The sequence below is a fragment of the uncultured Agathobaculum sp. genome, from assembly GCF_963927765.1.
Lineage (GTDB): Bacteria > Bacillota > Clostridia > Oscillospirales > Butyricicoccaceae > Agathobaculum.
This window is the reverse complement of sequence record NZ_CAWVCU010000049.1, coordinates 19,349-34,516: the sequence shown is the minus strand read 5'-3', so window position 1 is coordinate 34,516 and position 15,168 is coordinate 19,349. Positions and strand designations below refer to the sequence as shown.

Below are 15,168 nucleotides of genomic sequence, written 5' to 3'. Positions count from 1 at the left end.
AAGGCTATCCTTTTTACATCATATATGCTAAAAATCTGGGCTGAAAATATCAACTTTCAGCCCAGATTTCTTTTGGTCAACAGGTCCGTCCCTTGCTGCAAAACAGTTGTAAAACAGGCGTGAGAGGAGCGTTTTACATGAAAAGCTATATTACCATTCCGGAAGCAGCTGTGAAATGGGGGGTGAGCGCGCAGCAGGTGAGAAGCGGCTGTGAGAAAGCCCGCATCAGCGGTGTGGTACGGTTGAGCCGCCGCTGGCTGATTCCAGAGGATGCGGTTTTGCCGCCTGAATTGGAATATGCTGCTTCCAAATGCGGCATATCCGCTTAAACCGAGCAGAGACAGGGGGCCAAAACCATGGCACAGACTGATTTGCATATGCATTCCGCCGTCAGTGTGGATGGGGAGATCTCTCCGCGCGGGCTGGCGGAACTGTGTTGTCAGGAAGGGGTGACACTGGCGGCACTGACCGACCATAACGACATTGCAGGGACGGCGGAATTTATTTGGCGTTGTGCTCAACTGGGGGTGCAAGCCATTCCCGGCATAGAGCTGGACTGTGTGCAGGAAGGCAAGTTGCTGCATTTGCTGGGTTATGGCATTGATATTGCCAATGCATTGCTGCTGCACACAGTGCAGGCAGTGCGTGTGCGGCAAACCGAGGCTGGCCTGCGGCTTATGGATACCGTTTCGGCGCTGGGTATCGCGTTTGACCGGGAGCAAGTGCTGGAATGGGCGGGAGATGGCGCGGTGTGTGCGGAAACCATCGTGCGGTCCGCACTTCAAATGCCGGAAAATCGCACACATCCGCTGATCCGCCCCCTTTTGCCGGGAGACACATTGTCGGACCGACCGATTGCAAACTTTTATTGGTCGGTGTTCGCGCCGGGCAAACCAGCCTATGTGCCGGTAGATTTTATGACGGCCGAACAGGCGGTTGACCTGATTCATGCAGCCGGAGGGATTGCAGTGCTGGCACATCCGGGCATCCCTATTTCGGATGCAGCGGCACTGGACGGTGCGCTTCGGCTGCCGCTGGACGGTGTAGAGGTGTTCAGCAGTTACCATACAGCGGAGCAAGTGTCTTTTTACGTGCAAAAAGCCAAGGAATACGGCCTGCTGCTCGGTGGCGGCAGTGATTTTCACGGCAGAAGCAAACCGGACATTCGGATTGGCGCAGTGGATTGGCAGGGATGCGAAGGTGAGGCACGGGCTGCGTTGCTGGATGCCGTTCAGCACGTTCGATGATGCCAATATTTTATTTCTTATATGATAAATGCCACGGCCGAATCAGACCGTGGCATTTTGCTTTTCCAATATCAAAGTGGATCATTGTTTGCAAATAGGTAAAGCCCAATCGACAACCTTGGTGATTCTGTGGTATGATAATAGGGCCTTGGGAAAAGCAACTGGTCGGGCGAAGAGAATGGGGGAACGGAATGCGAGTGATGCTCTGTCTGGATGACAAGGATGGAATGCTGTTTCACCAGCGGCGCCAAAGTCAGGATCGTGTGCTGCGCCAGCATATGCTGAACTTGTGCGGCGCGCAGAGTTTGTGGCTGAATGCGTATTCTGCCGGGCAGTTTGCAGATCAGGAACGCGCCCGCCTACGGGTTGACGAACGGTTTTTGGCTCTCGCAGGAGAGGGTGATTATTGCTTTGTCGAAGATCAGCAGATTGCGCCGTTTGAAGATCGGATAGAAGCGATCATCCTGTTTTGCTGGAACCGTGTTTACCCGGCGGACCGGTATTTTGACCGTTCGCTGCTGGCCTATGGCTGGACTCTGCAAGAAACAGAGGAGTTTCCCGGGTTTTCACACGCAAAAATCACAAAGGAAGTTTACGAAAAATGCAAACAATGATAAAGAAAATCATGCCGGTGCTGCTGTGTATCCAGATGTTGCTTTCCGGCTGCGCGATGCTGTCGCCGCAGCAGTCCGTTTCGCTGGAGGATATTCCGGCGTACAGCGGCGAGCCGTATGTGGAGATCGACGGTAATGTGCCGGATTTTCCGGAAGAGGATAAGACCGCACAGTCCTTTGAAAGCTATGCACCGCTGGACCTCCTGGGACGCTGCGGCACGGCCTATGCCTGTATTTCCACCGACCTGATGCCGACCGAGGAGCGCGGTTCGATCGGACAGGTCAAGTCGTCCGGCTGGCAGACGGTCAAATATGATTTCGTGGATGGAAAATATCTGTATAACCGCTGTCATCTGATCGGCTATCAGCTGACGGCGGAAAATGCCAACGAAGAGAACCTCATCACCGGTACACGGTATTTGAATGTGGAAGGTATGCTGCCGTTTGAAAATCTGGTGGCGGATTACATCAAAGAAACCGGAAACCATGTATTGTACCGTGTTACACCCATTTTTGAGGGGGATAATCTGGTCGCCTCCGGTGTGCAGATGGAAGCCCTTTCGGTAGAGGATGAAGGGGACGGCATTTGCTACAACGTATATTGCTATAACGTGCAGCCCGGTGTGGAAATCGACTATGCAACCGGCGAAAGCCGCGAAGCGGACACTGCGCAGACGGATCATACAGCGGACACAACGGAATATGTGCTCAATACCGGCTCGAAAAAGATCCACTTGCCGGATTGTTCCAGTGTGGCGAGCATTGGGGAAAAGAATAAAGAATATTACACCGGAGACTACGCGGATTTGCTGGAGCAGGGGTATTCGCTCTGTGGCAACTGTCTGGGGAAATAGCTTTGGTGCAAACGGAAAAGCCGCTTCTCTGCCATTTGGCGCAGAGAAGCGGCTTTCTATTTATAATGTATAGGATGGAAACCGTATCCGTCAGACCGTCGGCGCCTCACAGGTTTCATGCTCGATGATTTTGATGAGTGTGACATGACGGTCATCGGCATCCTGCACGACAAAATCCAGATTTTTGTAGGTAAGTGTTTCGCCTTGCTTAGGGATATGTTCCAGCTGGTCGATCATCCAGCCGTTGACCGTGGTATAGCTGTCCGCGATTTCGTCATCCTCATAACCGAAGTTGGTCAGCACATTCTCAAAATCGGCAGCACCACGCGCCAGATACTCATGGTTGTCGGTTTTCCAGCACTGTTCTACGACACGGTCGTGCTCGTCCCAGATTTCGCCGACCAGTTCTTCCAGTACATCCTCCAGCGTCACAATGCCCAGCGTGCCGCCGTATTCATCTGCAACAACCGCCATATGCGACTTGTTTTTTTGCAGCATTTTGAGCAGCTCACCGATTTTCATGGTTTTTGCAACAAAAATCGGGGGCGTAACGATCACGTCGATTGAACGGCCGGAGGGCGCAACCTCGTTATAGAAGTCCTTTTCATGAATGATGCCGACGATATTGTCAATGGAATTTCGATAGACCGGCAAGCGGGAAAAGCCGGTATCCTTAAACAGCTTGGCAATCGTTTGATTATCCGTATCCTCAGAGATACCGACAATGTTGACACGCGGGGTGAAGATCTCTACAACTTCCACGTCGCTGAATTCGATTGCACTGCGAATCAGATCGCCCTCCTGCTCATCGATACCGCCTTCACTTTCGGCTTCATCAACCATGGTCAGCAGCTCTTCCTCCGAGATGGAGGTATCCTCCGAAGTTTTGAAAATGCAGGAGAGCAGCTTTTTCCACTGGACAAACAGGAAATTGACCGGCGTAAGGATGTAAATGAGCACCTGAATGATCGGCGCGGAAAAACGGGCAAACAACTCCGGCGATTCCTTTGCCAAGGTTTTGGGGGAGATCTCGCCAAAAATCAGCACGACCACTGTGGTGACAATGGTAGAAAGAGAAGGACCGGTTTCCTCGCCCACCCAGCGGATGAACAAAACCGTTGCAACCGATGCGGATGCAATGTTGACGATATTGTTGCCGATCAGGATAGTGGACAGCAATTTGTCATATTGATCGGACAGCCGCAGCACCAGCGCTGCCCGTTTATCGCCTTTTTCGGCAAGGCTTTTGACGCGGATGCGGTTGAGGGAGGAAAAAGCGGTCTCCGTAGAGGAGAAAAACGCCGACAGAATAAGGCAGGCGATGATGATAATGATACCTACTGATGTGTTCATGGTGTGTTCCTTTCGAAGTATTGTTTTGATTTCAGCCTGTGCCGGCGCTATTCCAAAAATACTTCGATGGGACGGAACGGTAATCGGCCCGCAGGATCAGGGTCAGACATAGAAGCAGACTTCCACCTTTCTGTGTAAATTTGTAATAAGTTAATAATGTGGTATATTATACAGAATTTGACGCATTTCGTCAAGATAACGACAGGGACGGTGCAAGCGTTGGCCTATTGGAGTTTTTCGCTGTTTGCAAAGCGAAAAACTGTCATGAACAGGATTTTGATATCCAGCAGAAACGTCCAGTTTTCGATATAATACAGGTCGTGCTCAATGCGTCCTTGAATGGAAGTATCGCCGCGGAAGCCATTGACCTGTGCCCAGCCGGTAATGCCGGGGCGCACCTGATGCTTGACCATATAAAGCGGGATCTCCTCTTTGAACTGATTGACGAAAAAGGGCAGCTCGGGACGCGGGCCGACCAGACTCATGTCCCCTTTGAGCACGTTGAAAAACTGCGGCAGTTCGTCAATAGAGAATTTGCGGATGAAAGAACCGAATTTGGTCTTGCGGGGATCAGAGTTTGTGCTCCAGCCGGTGGTCTGCTTGTCGTTGACACGCATGGAACGGAATTTGTACATATAGAAAGTCTTTTTGTTCAGTCCGACTCGTTCCTGCTTGAACAGGATGGGGCCGGGGGAGGAAAGCTTGACGCCGACCGCAGCAAACAGCATGATGGGGGAAGTGATGAGGATAAGCAGAAGCGAACCGATGACATCCATGCTTCGTTTGATAAAGGCGTTGCCGATATTGTCAAGCGGAATATGGCGGAGGTTGACCAAAGAGATGCCGCCCACTTCATCATATACCGGATGCGCGGGGATAAAACGGCTGTAAAAAGGGATCAGGGAAACCTTGACGCCATGCTTTTCGCTGTTGGCAATAATGCCTTGTAAATAAGGATATTCGTCCGCTTCCAAAGCGATGACGACTTCGTCGGGATTGATGCGGTCGAGCACCTTGGAAAGGGTGTCATACCCACCCAAATAGGAAATCCCGGGCAGACAATCACGGGGGGCAAGATAATGGTCGATGGAGAAACCGAGCGTACGATCCTGCTGGATTGCCTGATAATAGGTGCGCGCCTGCTCACCGCATCCGATGAGCAGCACATGCTTGAGGTTATAGCCGTTTTCACGAAGCGTGCGAAGGATGCGCCGCAAGAACCAGCGTTTGACGGTGATTAGCAGTGTTGCTAATGCAAAGAAGATAAACAGTGTCCAACGGGAAAGATGAAATTCCTTAAAAATAAAGAAGAAAGCGAGAGCCAGTCCGAACAGGATGACATTGCAGCGCAGCAGCAGACTGAATTCGGTTAAGAAGTTTTTGGCGCGAAAGGAGTCGTATAGTCCCATCAGGCTGTATAGGAACCACATAAGCGGGGTGATGCAAACGGTAGCATATAGATAATAGGGAAGGCCGATATGGCCGGGTTCACCCTGAAAAAGCACGAAGCGGATAAAGTAAGCCAACAGCATACAGGGGAATAGAATCAGCACGTCAGTCAGGCCATTGATCTGATTGAGTGTCTTTTGGTTTTCTTTGATCACCGGTCGATCCTCCTGAAGGAATGGATTGCTTTTATTCTACCATATTTGATCGCAATTTTCTACAGAAGAACCACTCTTAACTTGCGCTCTTAACTTGACAAAAAGTGCAGTATGCGGTAATATTTTAAACGAATAAAGAAACAGGACGCGGGTGGGGAAAATCGCCTGCGTTTTCTTTTGGAGGCGTGTTTCCATGCGAGAAAAGGGGAAAATATTGTATATTGCCTCAACTTTCGGACATCTCGCATCCTTTCATCGTCCCTATCTGCAATGGTTTGCATGTCAAGGCTATGAGGTGCATGCAGCCGCTGGCGGTGCTCTGTGCGATTTGGAGGGAGTGAGCCGTTTTATTTCTCTTCCGCTGGAAAAAAGTATGTTTTCTCCAAAAAATTTGGCAGCCGTGCGGGCATTATATCGTCTGATGCGGAAAGAACGGTATGAGATGATCAGTCTGCACACCTCTTTGGCAGCGTTTTTTGCGCGCCTTGCGGTCATTCCGCTGGGAAAGCGCAGGCCGGGTGTGATGAACACGGTGCACGGATACCTGTTTGACAAAGATACGCGGTGGACAAAGCGGATGCTGCTGCTGGGGGCAGAACGGATGACAGCGCCAGTGACAGACTGGCTGCTGACCATGAACCGGCAGGATGCGGAAATTGCACGGAGGTATCATCTGGGGAAAAAACAGATGTGCACCAAGGGGATGGGCGTGGATTTCACGCGTTTTACACCGCCGACACAGCCACAGCGGGAGGAATTGCGGCGGCGGTTAGGACTGAAGCCGTCCGATCTGGTACTGATCTATGCGGCGGAGTTTTCCGGAAGGAAAAATCAGGCGATGCTCATTCAAGCGATGCAGGGCTTGCCTGAGAATGTCATCCTGCTGCTGCCGGGACAGGGTGATTTGCGGGAAGCATGCCGCATGCAGGCAGGAAAGGCGGGACTTGTCGATCGGGTGCGTTTTCCGGGATTTGTGCGAGATATGGAGAATTTGTATCGGGCAGCGGATATATGCGTGTCCTCCAGCCGGATCGAAGGGTTGCCGTTCAATCTGATGGAGGCGATGGCTTGTGGATTGCCGGTGGTAGCCAGTGCGATCAAAGGGCATGAGGATCTTGTTTGCAACGGAGAAAATGGCTTTCTATATCCCTTTGGGGATGTAGGTGCCTTTTCGCAAGCGGTGAAACACCTGATGGAAGAAAAATTGAGGCAGCGCATGGGTGAGTCGGCAAGACATTCGGTGCAACGGTTTGGAATCGAGCGGGTTTTTCCGGAGTTGACGGTACTATATGAAAACGCGGTGAAAGACTTTCGCTGAAAAAGAATCTATTATATAATAAGGTATCAATGTATCAATGCGAAAAAACGCTGCGGGAGGCGGCAGCGTGAAGGAGGTTTCTTAGTCATGAAAGAAAAAACGGTTCAACCGGTTGGAACAACGCGATGGTGGTTGTATATCGTCGCGGCAGTCGCAGTATTTTTTATGCTGTGCTTTGGTAACAATGGCAGTTACTATACACAGAAAGTAGTCGGGCTGTTGGGAACGGTAGCCGTTGTATGCATGCTGCTTTTCGCCGATAAGGAGAGGATCAAGCGTTTGCTGACGCCGCCGGCTTTTGCCGTGTTTGCTTATATGCTGCTGGCGGGCATTTCGACGCTGTATGCCCGTTCCGGCAAATTTGCGATTGCTGAATTTGCCTGTCTGTTGGCGGCGTTCGCAGTATTCATGGTTATTGTGCTGCATGCGCAGGACAGTAAGACGGCATTCCGCCGTGTGGCTGCGGTGCTGGCTTGTGCTGCTGCACCTGTAGGCGTGCTTTCGATTGACGCGGCATCCTCCAATATTCTGGTGCGCCCGTTCCGGGTGCTGATGGAAGCAGTGGGTGAGGGTTATGCCAATACGGGCGCATACTTTTATTCCCGTCTGAATACGATTTTTGGCAACCCGAATATTTATGCCGGCCTGATGTCGATTGCCTGCCTGCTTTCTCTGTGGCTGGTCTTAACGGCGGAAAGCAGAAAACAGAAAATCTTGTGTACCATCCTGCTGATGGTCAATGCGGTATCTTATCTGCTGGCATTTTCCATGGGTTCGCTTGGTGTGTTTGTGGTGGCTTGCTTGCTGATGCTCGTGCTCTGCCCGAAAGAACAGCGCATCGGATTTTTCCTGTTGCTGTTACAGACGGCTGTGGTTGCCCTGATTGTAGGCGCAGTATCGGTCAAAGGTTTTGGCGATACGGTGACGGGTTCGCCGCTGCCACTGCTGATGCTGGTGCTGGGCTGCGCTGCTGCCAGTCTGTTGGAAGTATGGGTACGCGATAAAGTTTCGGTCATCCTGTCTGATAAAGGGAAAGTGCTGGTTGGCGTAATCATCGGTATCATCGTGGTGATGGCGGTGTATCTGGTCGCTGCACTTTCCGTAACTGGCGCATATACATTCGGAACGGAGGGCGACTTCCGGCGCACGGCAGATCTTGGCGCGGGAGACTATACACTAACGGTTGAGGCGAGCGCACCGGTAAGTGTGCGCGTTGCCTATAAGAATACCAGCAACCTGATTCAGAATAACGAAACCGATTTGGTAAGCGGGACTTCGGATGCACCGATCACGTTCTCCGTACCGGAGGACAGTGAACTGGTATTCTTCTACTTTACATGCAGCGAGCCGGGTGTAACCGTGAACAGTGCTGTGTATGACGGCGCGGCAAGCGGCAGCATCAAGTTGGGCTATAAACTGTTGCCGGCATTCATTGCAGACCGTATTCAGGACTTGTCAGCCAACGGTAATGTGGTGCAGCGTCGCGTATATTGGCAGGATGCGCTCAAACTGTGGCAGACAGCGCCGGTTTTTGGCCGTGGTCTTGGTGGTTTTGAAAACGGCATTGTGTCCGTGCAGGACTATTATTATGAAACCAAATATGCGCATAACCATTATGTAGAAGCACTGTGTGATCTTGGCGTGCTGGGCTTGGCAGCGTTTTTGGCAATGCTTGGAACCGCTGCTTGGGCCTTGGTAAAAAGCCGTAAAGAAAAACCGCTTTTTGTCATGCTGCTTGCGGCTTGCGTTGTGCAGATGTTTGGACAGGCGGTCACCGATGTGATCTGGTCGGTTGGCGGGTGTCTGCCGATGTTCTTTGCAGTGCTGGCAATGATAACCTTATATTGTGGTGATTGCCTGCGTATCAAAGTACCGGAAAGCAGTAAGGGCGGTACGGTGAAATGGCCAATCGCTGCTGTCTCGTCAATCTTTATCGTACTGATTGGTTTAAACCTGATAGCACAGAGTATTTTTACCGGCAATAGCTTGACACTGGATAAACTGAAAACCTGCGCGGCGATCGATCTGTTTGAGAAAAATGACTATAAGCTGTCCTATCTCCTGTCGGGAGGCAACGAGGAAGGCGTCGCCGATCAGTACGCTGCTGATTTGGCGAAGGAAGAGTCCAACTCCATCACCATCCCGCTGGCGCAGTATTATGTAGGCAGCGGACAGTTTGCCAAGGCAATGTATACGCTCAGAGACGGTGCGGACTATATGCGTGCCGATGCAGAAATGTGGCAGCAGATGTTTGATATTTACGAATCCATCATTGATCCGGTCGATCAGTTTAACGCTGTGCCGCTTTTGGAGGATAACAGCTATATAGAGTATATGATGGCATCGTATCAGAAACTGCAGGCTGTGAATGCGGATCAGTTGGACGAAGTACTGTTGAAAGCGGAAAATAATTCCTTTTTGAACAAATTATTGACTGTGTCTGCACTCGAGCCGTATGATCGCAGCACGACGTTGGAGATTTTTGCTAATTTGGGTTTGGATACCGCTACAGCACCGGATGTTAATCAGGATGGCGCACCGGATTATGCAACTGTGCAGGAGGGGGCGGTTGTATGGAACGGAAACGGTTCATTCACCGCGCAAACAGATTGCTTGGTTGTGTTCAGCACTGTGCTGAAAAATGAAGGAGAGTACCGCCTGAAAGTGCAGAGCAGTGATGCGGCCGGTGTTCTGCAATGCTATGTCAGCAGCAATGAGGTAGCATTTGATCCCGCCACCGGGATGAGTGAAGCGGTGCATGATCTAGGCGGTGGCTTTGAAAGCAGCGTCTCCCTGCGGATAAAAGCAGGTACAACTATTGAAAGAGTGGAATTTAGCCGCTGATAAAACGGAATGTTACAAAGCTTGCAATATTACACCCTTGTTACATTCACACCACTTTGCTTGACCCTCAAAAAGTCCTGTGGTATTATAATTCACGAAAAGAGCACAATGCTCAAAAATTTTAAGGAGGAAAAAACCCATGAAGAATCTTAAAAAGGTTCTCGCACTGGTGTTGGCGTTCGCTTGCGCGTTCACCATGTTCGCTGGTGCGGCATTCACGGATGCGGCTGACATTGAGCAGACCGAAGCCGTTGAAATGCTCTCTGCGTTGGGTGTCATCAATGGTTACACTGATGGCTCTTTCAAGCCCAACGAGACGATCTCTCGCGCTGAAGCTGCGAAGATGATCTACACCATCTGGAACGGCGGTAACGACAACGCCTCTGCTTTTGAAGGCAAGTCTGTTTTCACCGACGTTTACTCCGGCCACTGGGCAGAAGGCTACATCAACTTCTGCTACACCAATGGCATCATCAACGGTAAGGGCAACAGCAAGTTCGCTCCGGACGACAAGGTTACCGGCACCGAGCTGGCTAAGATGCTGCTGATCTGCATGGGCTACCAGGCTGACAAGTCCGGCCTGACTGGCACCGGCTACACCCAGCGCACCAACGCTCTGGCTTCCCAGAACGGCCTGTACGACGATGTAGCTTCTTCTGTAACGGCTGCTATGCCGCGTCAGTACGCTGCTCAGATCATGTACAACGCTCTGAAGGCTGACACTGTTAAGTGGAGCACCGATGCAAACGCTTACGAGAAGGTTACCACCACTGCTATGGTTGGCAAGCAGGATCCGGTTACTGGCGAAATCAAGTTCACCGCGACTTCTGTTAACGAGACCATGGGTCAGAAGTGCATGGATCTGGTTACCGACGAAGCTATCCTTCTGACCAAGGTTGAGAAGGAAGACGCTCGCGACACCTACTCCATGAACAATGGCGCTTACACTCGCGTAGCTACCGACTACACCAACCTGATCGGCCAGCGTGTCAACGTAATGCACAAGGAGAATGATACCTCCAAGGTTTACGGTGTTTACGCTCACGAGGATTCCAAGGTTGTAGCTTCTGGCTTCGTTGGCCAGCTGGAAGTAGCGGGCACTACTGCTGACAAGGTTAAGCTGGCTGGCACCGAGTACAAGCTCGAGAAGACTGCTGGCACCAACAACGTTTACAAGCTGAACCGCGACATCACAGTAGCTGATAACGTTACCAACCTCGATGCTCTGAACATTGATGACGGCAACAACGAGCGCAAACGCGATGCTGCTGCTGGCGAGATCAAGCTGATCGACAACAACGGCAACGGTAAGGTTGATACCGCAGTTTACACTCCGGTTGCAATCGGCAAGGTTTCCGCTGTTACCAAGACTTCCATCACCGTAAACGGTGTTGGCACCTTTAAGTTTGACGACGACACCATCTATGATGGCGTTGCTAAGAATGATTACGTTCGCGTAATTGATTCTGACAATACCACCGAGGGTGGCAACCACGTTGAGAAGCTCGACGTGACCAATGCTAAGGTTGAGGGCGAGCGCTCCACCTCTCACGAGGCTAAGGTTGACGGCACCTGGTACAAGCTGGCTGTCGACAACGGCACTACTTATGTAGATGCTAAGAATGGCACCACCTACGATCTGGTTATCGTTGGCAACACCATCCTGTTCGCTGATGAGACCGATGGTTCTATTGCAAACGTCGCTTACATCTCCGGCGTGAACACTAATGAGGATACGGTTGTTGGCGAAAATAACGTATCCGTTAAGGTTCGTATGTACTTCTCTGACGGCACCAATGCGGAAGTTAAGGTTTCCAAGGTTGCAGGCGATAAGCTGGCAAAGGGTGATGCAGTTAAGGTTGATGGCACTGGTAAGGTAGATGTACTGAGCAACAAGATGGTTACCTACACCAAGCTGTCTGACGGCACTTACGACGTTAAGGAAGTAAGCTCCACCAATCTGGCTGGCTGCAAGGATTACGAGAACGATCCGGCCAAGACCGGCAACGGCGGTAAGTCTGTATACTTCGACTCCAAGATCGGCGGCGTTTCCATTGCTGACGACGCGGTAGTCTTTGTTGAGACCCAGAACGAGACCAAGGTTCTGACCGGTGCACAGGTTAAGTCCTGGCAGAAGGACTTCAACAGCGTAACTACTCCAGACATCAAGTTCGCAGGTACTTACCTGTACAAGGAGTCCAACGGTATCGACTACATCCAGGCTGCTACCTTGATTGATGAGAACGCAGATACGGATGTTCCGGGCGCTAAGGATGTTTCCTACGCTTACGCGGTAACCGACGAGTACACCACCACCTTCGAGGGTGAGACCAAGGCTGCGGTTGACGTTTGGAACGGCACTGACACGATCACCCTGTACGCTGATAATTCCACTGTAGCATCTTCGGGTGTTAAGGCTGGCGATCTGATCAGCTACAAGGTCAACGGCAAGTTCATCGACAACGTTACCACTGCAAGCACTGTTGCGGCTGTTCTGGGCTTCGACGGCAAGGCTGAGGGCGAAATCAAGGTTAAGAATAGCACTGGCACTTACACCTACACCCTGAGCGAGGACGTTGTTGTTCTGACTGTTGACGACGCTGCAGGCAAGGGCGTTTCCGGCGCAGGCATCGACGCTATCGTTGAAGCTGGCTCCGACGACACCGACACCAGCAAGCGCGTTCCGAACATCATGTACCTGCTGGGTTCTGGTGACGACGCTAACAAGGTTGTTGCAATCGTGATCGATTCCGAGAGCAACAAGCTCGACAAGGAAGCTTCCCTCTAATTCGTAGAGAAGTGATTGTCTAAATAGTAAGACCCCCGAGCTTCGGCTCGGGGGTTTTCTTTTAGAAAAATGCGATATAGTTATAGATATAAGATTTTGCGTTGGTGAGCAGACAGTTATAGGAGCCGCCCATTGTAACCTGAAAACCGTTGGTAACAATCGCGACAGCCTGCTGCTCGGGTTTTTGATAAATGATTGGCGAACCAGTGACTGCCAAACCGCCATAGGTACCCTGAACATTTGCAAGGTACATTTTGCCGTCGTTGGTCATCACCAATACAGCCTTGGGCGTGCGCCCAAGGTTGATGGTGCGGTTTTCCGTGCCATCTCCGGTATAGCTGCCGCAGGCAATTTCGCATTTCGCTGCAATTTGTGTGGTGTGGGTGTTGATTTGTTTTTGCAGATTGCTGTCGGCGGTCTGCCGTGCTTGAACTTCAGTGGAAACCGAGTTCTCGATGGTGGTAAAATGGTCGCGGACATCCTGCGCAAGCTTGTCATTGGTTACGCTGCCGGAGGGAATGTTGCCAAGCACCGCATCGGTTAGCTGGGACTGCACATTCTCAACAGCAGCCTGTATCGTGTCGGCAGGAACGCCCGCCGTTCGTGAAAAACCAATATTGGCAGCGGCAGTCGATTGTGTTGTCGCAGTCGTGAGCGCGTCGCAGAGACTATTGTGTGCCTGCCGCACCTCTTCCGGACTGCTGTCAAAGTATGCTTTTAACTCGTTTGGCTGCATATTGGGCTGGTCTCGCAGAGAAGATATCTTTTTGCTGAATTGTTCTAGTTTGTTTGGAGAAAAGTCCATGGGAACCTCCTTCGATTGTATGACTTCGCGCATGTTTCGCTGGTTGCAGAACATGCGTGGAGTCATATTTGGTTAATGAATGGCGGGAGACAAGCATACTTATAGAATAGGAAAAAATGCAGAAAATGCAAGATCAAAGATTGTACCTCGGTTTTTCTTGCATTTTGGGGTGGATATTGTATAATGATAATATGACGCGGCGACGGTACAAAGGGGTATGGTTTGCTGCGGCTCCCGTAAGCAGGCATGTATAGGGCGTCTGCGGCCCTTGCTGAAAGGGGGCGAAGCTGGAGCTTCGCTCCCTTTCCTGTTTTCAGTTCAAAAAGAAGGGAAGAGAAATTGGATGGAGGCGTTTTCCAAAGTTGTATCCGCGATAGACAATTGGATCTGGGGCTTGCCGATGATTGTGTTGCTTCTGGGCACACATATTTTTATGACGTTTCGCACCGGATTCATCCAGCGCAAAACTTTCACCGGCATCCGGCTGTCCTTGACTAAGGACCCGGACTCGCCTGGAGATGTCAGCCAGTTTCAGGCGTTAACAACCGCATTGGCATCCACCATCGGCACAGGAAACATTGTCGGTGTTGGTACAGCCGTATTTCTGGGCGGGCCGGGGGCCGTGCTTTGGTGCTGGCTGACGGGTGTGTTCGGTATTGCAACCAAGTATGCTGAAAGCCTGATTGCGGTCAAATACCGAGTGCAGACGAAAGACGGACGTATGCAGGGCGGTGCAATGTATGCGCTCGAGCGTGGGCTGAACATGAAATGGCTGGGAGTAGCGTTTGCCGCACTCGCCATGCTGGCGTCGTTCGGCATCGGCTGCGGCACCCAGATCAATGCGATTTCCGAGATCATTCAGGGCAACAGCCCGATCTATATCCCTCCGCTGGCCATCGGCATCGTATTTGCGGCGGTCACGGCAGTGGTCATCATCGGCGGTATTCAGTCGATTGCAACCGTTTGCGAAAAACTGGTGCCGTTTATGGCGGCATTTTATGTGCTGGGCTGTATGGTGATCCTGTGCATCAACTGGGATTTCATTTTGCCTGCCTTGCAAACCATTCTGGTTCTGGCATTCAAGCCGGGTGCTGTTGCAGGCGGACTGGTAGGCGGCGGTTTGCGGCTGGCAATGCAATATGGCGTGGCACGCGGTTTGTTTTCTAACGAATCCGGTTTGGGCTCTGCGCCGCTTGTTGCAAGCGCTGCACAGACACGCAATCCGGTGCGGCAGGCGCTGGTTTCCGCAACTGGGACGTTTTGGGATACGGTTGTCGTTTGCCTGATGACGGGACTGGTGCTGGTCACTACCATCATGAAGAATCCGAGCATCAATATGGACATGATCGAGGATGGCAGCCAGATGACGACAGCAGCTTTTTCGCAGATTCCGGTGCTGGGGCCCATGATTCTGGTGATCGGTATTATCACCTTTGCATACTCCACGATTTTGGGCTGGTCGTATTATGGAGAGCGGTGCTGCGAATACCTGTTCGGACGAAAAGGTATGCTGCCATATAAGCTGCTGTTCATTCTCGTTATTGTGATCGGGCCAGTGCTGTCGCTCGATCTGGTGTGGACGATTGCAAACATCTTAAATGCGCTGATGGCAGTGCCTAACCTGATCGCGGTGCTGCTCCTTTCCGGCGTGATTGTACGGGAAACGCGGCATTATCTCAATCATTTGGACGAAAAGGATACTACGGAGATTCCTGTTGTAGACAAATAGCATAGGAGAAGA

At 51.3% G+C, this 15,168-nt stretch carries 11 protein-coding genes; 8 read left to right on the top strand and 3 right to left on the bottom strand.

The window, feature by feature from the left end; translation table 11 throughout:
* The first annotated feature begins 137 nt into the window (after positions 1–137).
* From ABGT74_RS03955 to ABGT74_RS03940, 4 genes are all read left to right on the top strand, one after another.
* The gene (locus ABGT74_RS03955) at positions 138–329 is read left to right on the top strand and encodes a DNA-binding protein (protein WP_297284104.1); all 192 of its coding nucleotides are present in this window, start codon (positions 138–140) and stop codon (positions 327–329) included.
* A gap of 27 nt (positions 330–356) precedes the next feature.
* The gene (locus ABGT74_RS03950; RefSeq protein WP_297284103.1) at positions 357–1,247 is read left to right on the top strand and encodes a PHP domain-containing protein; all 891 of its coding nucleotides are present in this window, start codon (positions 357–359) and stop codon (positions 1,245–1,247) included.
* 191 nt (positions 1,248–1,438) lie between these two features.
* Entirely contained in the window at positions 1,439–1,861 is a 423-nt protein-coding gene (locus tag ABGT74_RS03945; protein ID WP_346704559.1) for a ribonuclease Z, read from the top strand.
* On the top strand, positions 1,849–2,715 hold the full coding sequence (locus ABGT74_RS03940; protein ID WP_297284101.1) for a DNA/RNA non-specific endonuclease: 867 nt from the start codon (positions 1,849–1,851) through the stop codon (positions 2,713–2,715). Before ABGT74_RS03945 ends, ABGT74_RS03940 begins: the two co-directional genes overlap by 13 nt.
* Before the next feature lie 90 nt (positions 2,716–2,805).
* Here ABGT74_RS03940 and ABGT74_RS03935 read toward each other — a convergent pair whose 3' ends face one another.
* Both ABGT74_RS03935 and ABGT74_RS03930 read right to left on the bottom strand, forming a co-directional pair.
* Positions 2,806–4,068 carry a hemolysin family protein gene (locus ABGT74_RS03935; protein WP_297284100.1) on the bottom strand — a complete coding sequence of 421 codons (1,263 nt, stop codon included), beginning with the start codon at positions 4,066–4,068 and terminating at the stop codon, positions 2,806–2,808.
* A 224-nt stretch (positions 4,069–4,292) separates the two neighbouring features.
* Positions 4,293–5,672: an undecaprenyl-phosphate glucose phosphotransferase gene (locus tag ABGT74_RS03930; protein ID WP_297284099.1), complete on the bottom strand. Its 1,380-nt coding sequence runs from the start codon at positions 5,670–5,672 to the stop codon at positions 4,293–4,295.
* A gap of 193 nt (positions 5,673–5,865) precedes the next feature.
* Between ABGT74_RS03930 and ABGT74_RS03925 the strand changes: the two genes are divergently transcribed.
* From ABGT74_RS03925 to ABGT74_RS03915, 3 genes are all read left to right on the top strand, one after another.
* Positions 5,866–6,990 (top strand): glycosyltransferase family 4 protein, encoded by a 1,125-nt coding sequence (locus ABGT74_RS03925; RefSeq protein WP_346704558.1) that lies wholly within the window; start codon positions 5,866–5,868, stop codon positions 6,988–6,990.
* An 87-nt stretch (positions 6,991–7,077) separates the two neighbouring features.
* Positions 7,078–9,834, top strand: coding sequence for an O-antigen ligase family protein (locus ABGT74_RS03920; protein ID WP_346704557.1), 2,757 nt, complete (start codon positions 7,078–7,080; stop codon positions 9,832–9,834).
* A 139-nt stretch (positions 9,835–9,973) separates the two neighbouring features.
* Positions 9,974–12,622 carry an S-layer homology domain-containing protein gene (locus ABGT74_RS03915; RefSeq protein ID WP_346704556.1) on the top strand — a complete coding sequence of 883 codons (2,649 nt, stop codon included), beginning with the start codon at positions 9,974–9,976 and terminating at the stop codon, positions 12,620–12,622.
* A gap of 61 nt (positions 12,623–12,683) precedes the next feature.
* Here the strand turns inward: ABGT74_RS03915 and ABGT74_RS03910 are convergent, their stop codons facing one another.
* The gene (locus ABGT74_RS03910; protein ID WP_346704555.1) at positions 12,684–13,427 is read right to left on the bottom strand and encodes a hypothetical protein; all 744 of its coding nucleotides are present in this window, start codon (positions 13,425–13,427) and stop codon (positions 12,684–12,686) included.
* A gap of 343 nt (positions 13,428–13,770) precedes the next feature.
* On the opposite strand from ABGT74_RS03910, the gene ABGT74_RS03905 reads away from it, so the two are divergent.
* Entirely contained in the window at positions 13,771–15,156 is a 1,386-nt protein-coding gene (locus ABGT74_RS03905) for a sodium:alanine symporter family protein (RefSeq protein WP_297284094.1), read from the top strand.
* The last annotated feature ends 12 nt before the right edge of the window (positions 15,157–15,168 follow it).

Coding starts and splice junctions, on each gene's coding strand:
- ABGT74_RS03940 (WP_297284101.1), top strand. CDS start 1,849: ATGCAAACAATGATAAAGAAAATCATGCCGGTGCTGCTGTGTATCCAG.
- ABGT74_RS03925 (WP_346704558.1), top strand. CDS start 5,866: ATGCGAGAAAAGGGGAAAATATTGTATATTGCCTCAACTTTCGGACAT.
- ABGT74_RS03910 (WP_346704555.1), bottom strand. CDS start 13,427: ATGGACTTTTCTCCAAACAAACTAGAACAATTCAGCAAAAAGATATCT.
- ABGT74_RS03955 (WP_297284104.1), top strand. CDS start 138: ATGAAAAGCTATATTACCATTCCGGAAGCAGCTGTGAAATGGGGGGTG.
- ABGT74_RS03950 (WP_297284103.1), top strand. CDS start 357: ATGGCACAGACTGATTTGCATATGCATTCCGCCGTCAGTGTGGATGGG.
- ABGT74_RS03915 (WP_346704556.1), top strand. CDS start 9,974: ATGAAGAATCTTAAAAAGGTTCTCGCACTGGTGTTGGCGTTCGCTTGC.
- ABGT74_RS03920 (WP_346704557.1), top strand. CDS start 7,078: ATGAAAGAAAAAACGGTTCAACCGGTTGGAACAACGCGATGGTGGTTG.
- ABGT74_RS03945 (WP_346704559.1), top strand. CDS start 1,439: ATGCGAGTGATGCTCTGTCTGGATGACAAGGATGGAATGCTGTTTCAC.
- ABGT74_RS03905 (WP_297284094.1), top strand. CDS start 13,771: ATGGAGGCGTTTTCCAAAGTTGTATCCGCGATAGACAATTGGATCTGG.
- ABGT74_RS03935 (WP_297284100.1), bottom strand. CDS start 4,068: ATGAACACATCAGTAGGTATCATTATCATCATCGCCTGCCTTATTCTG.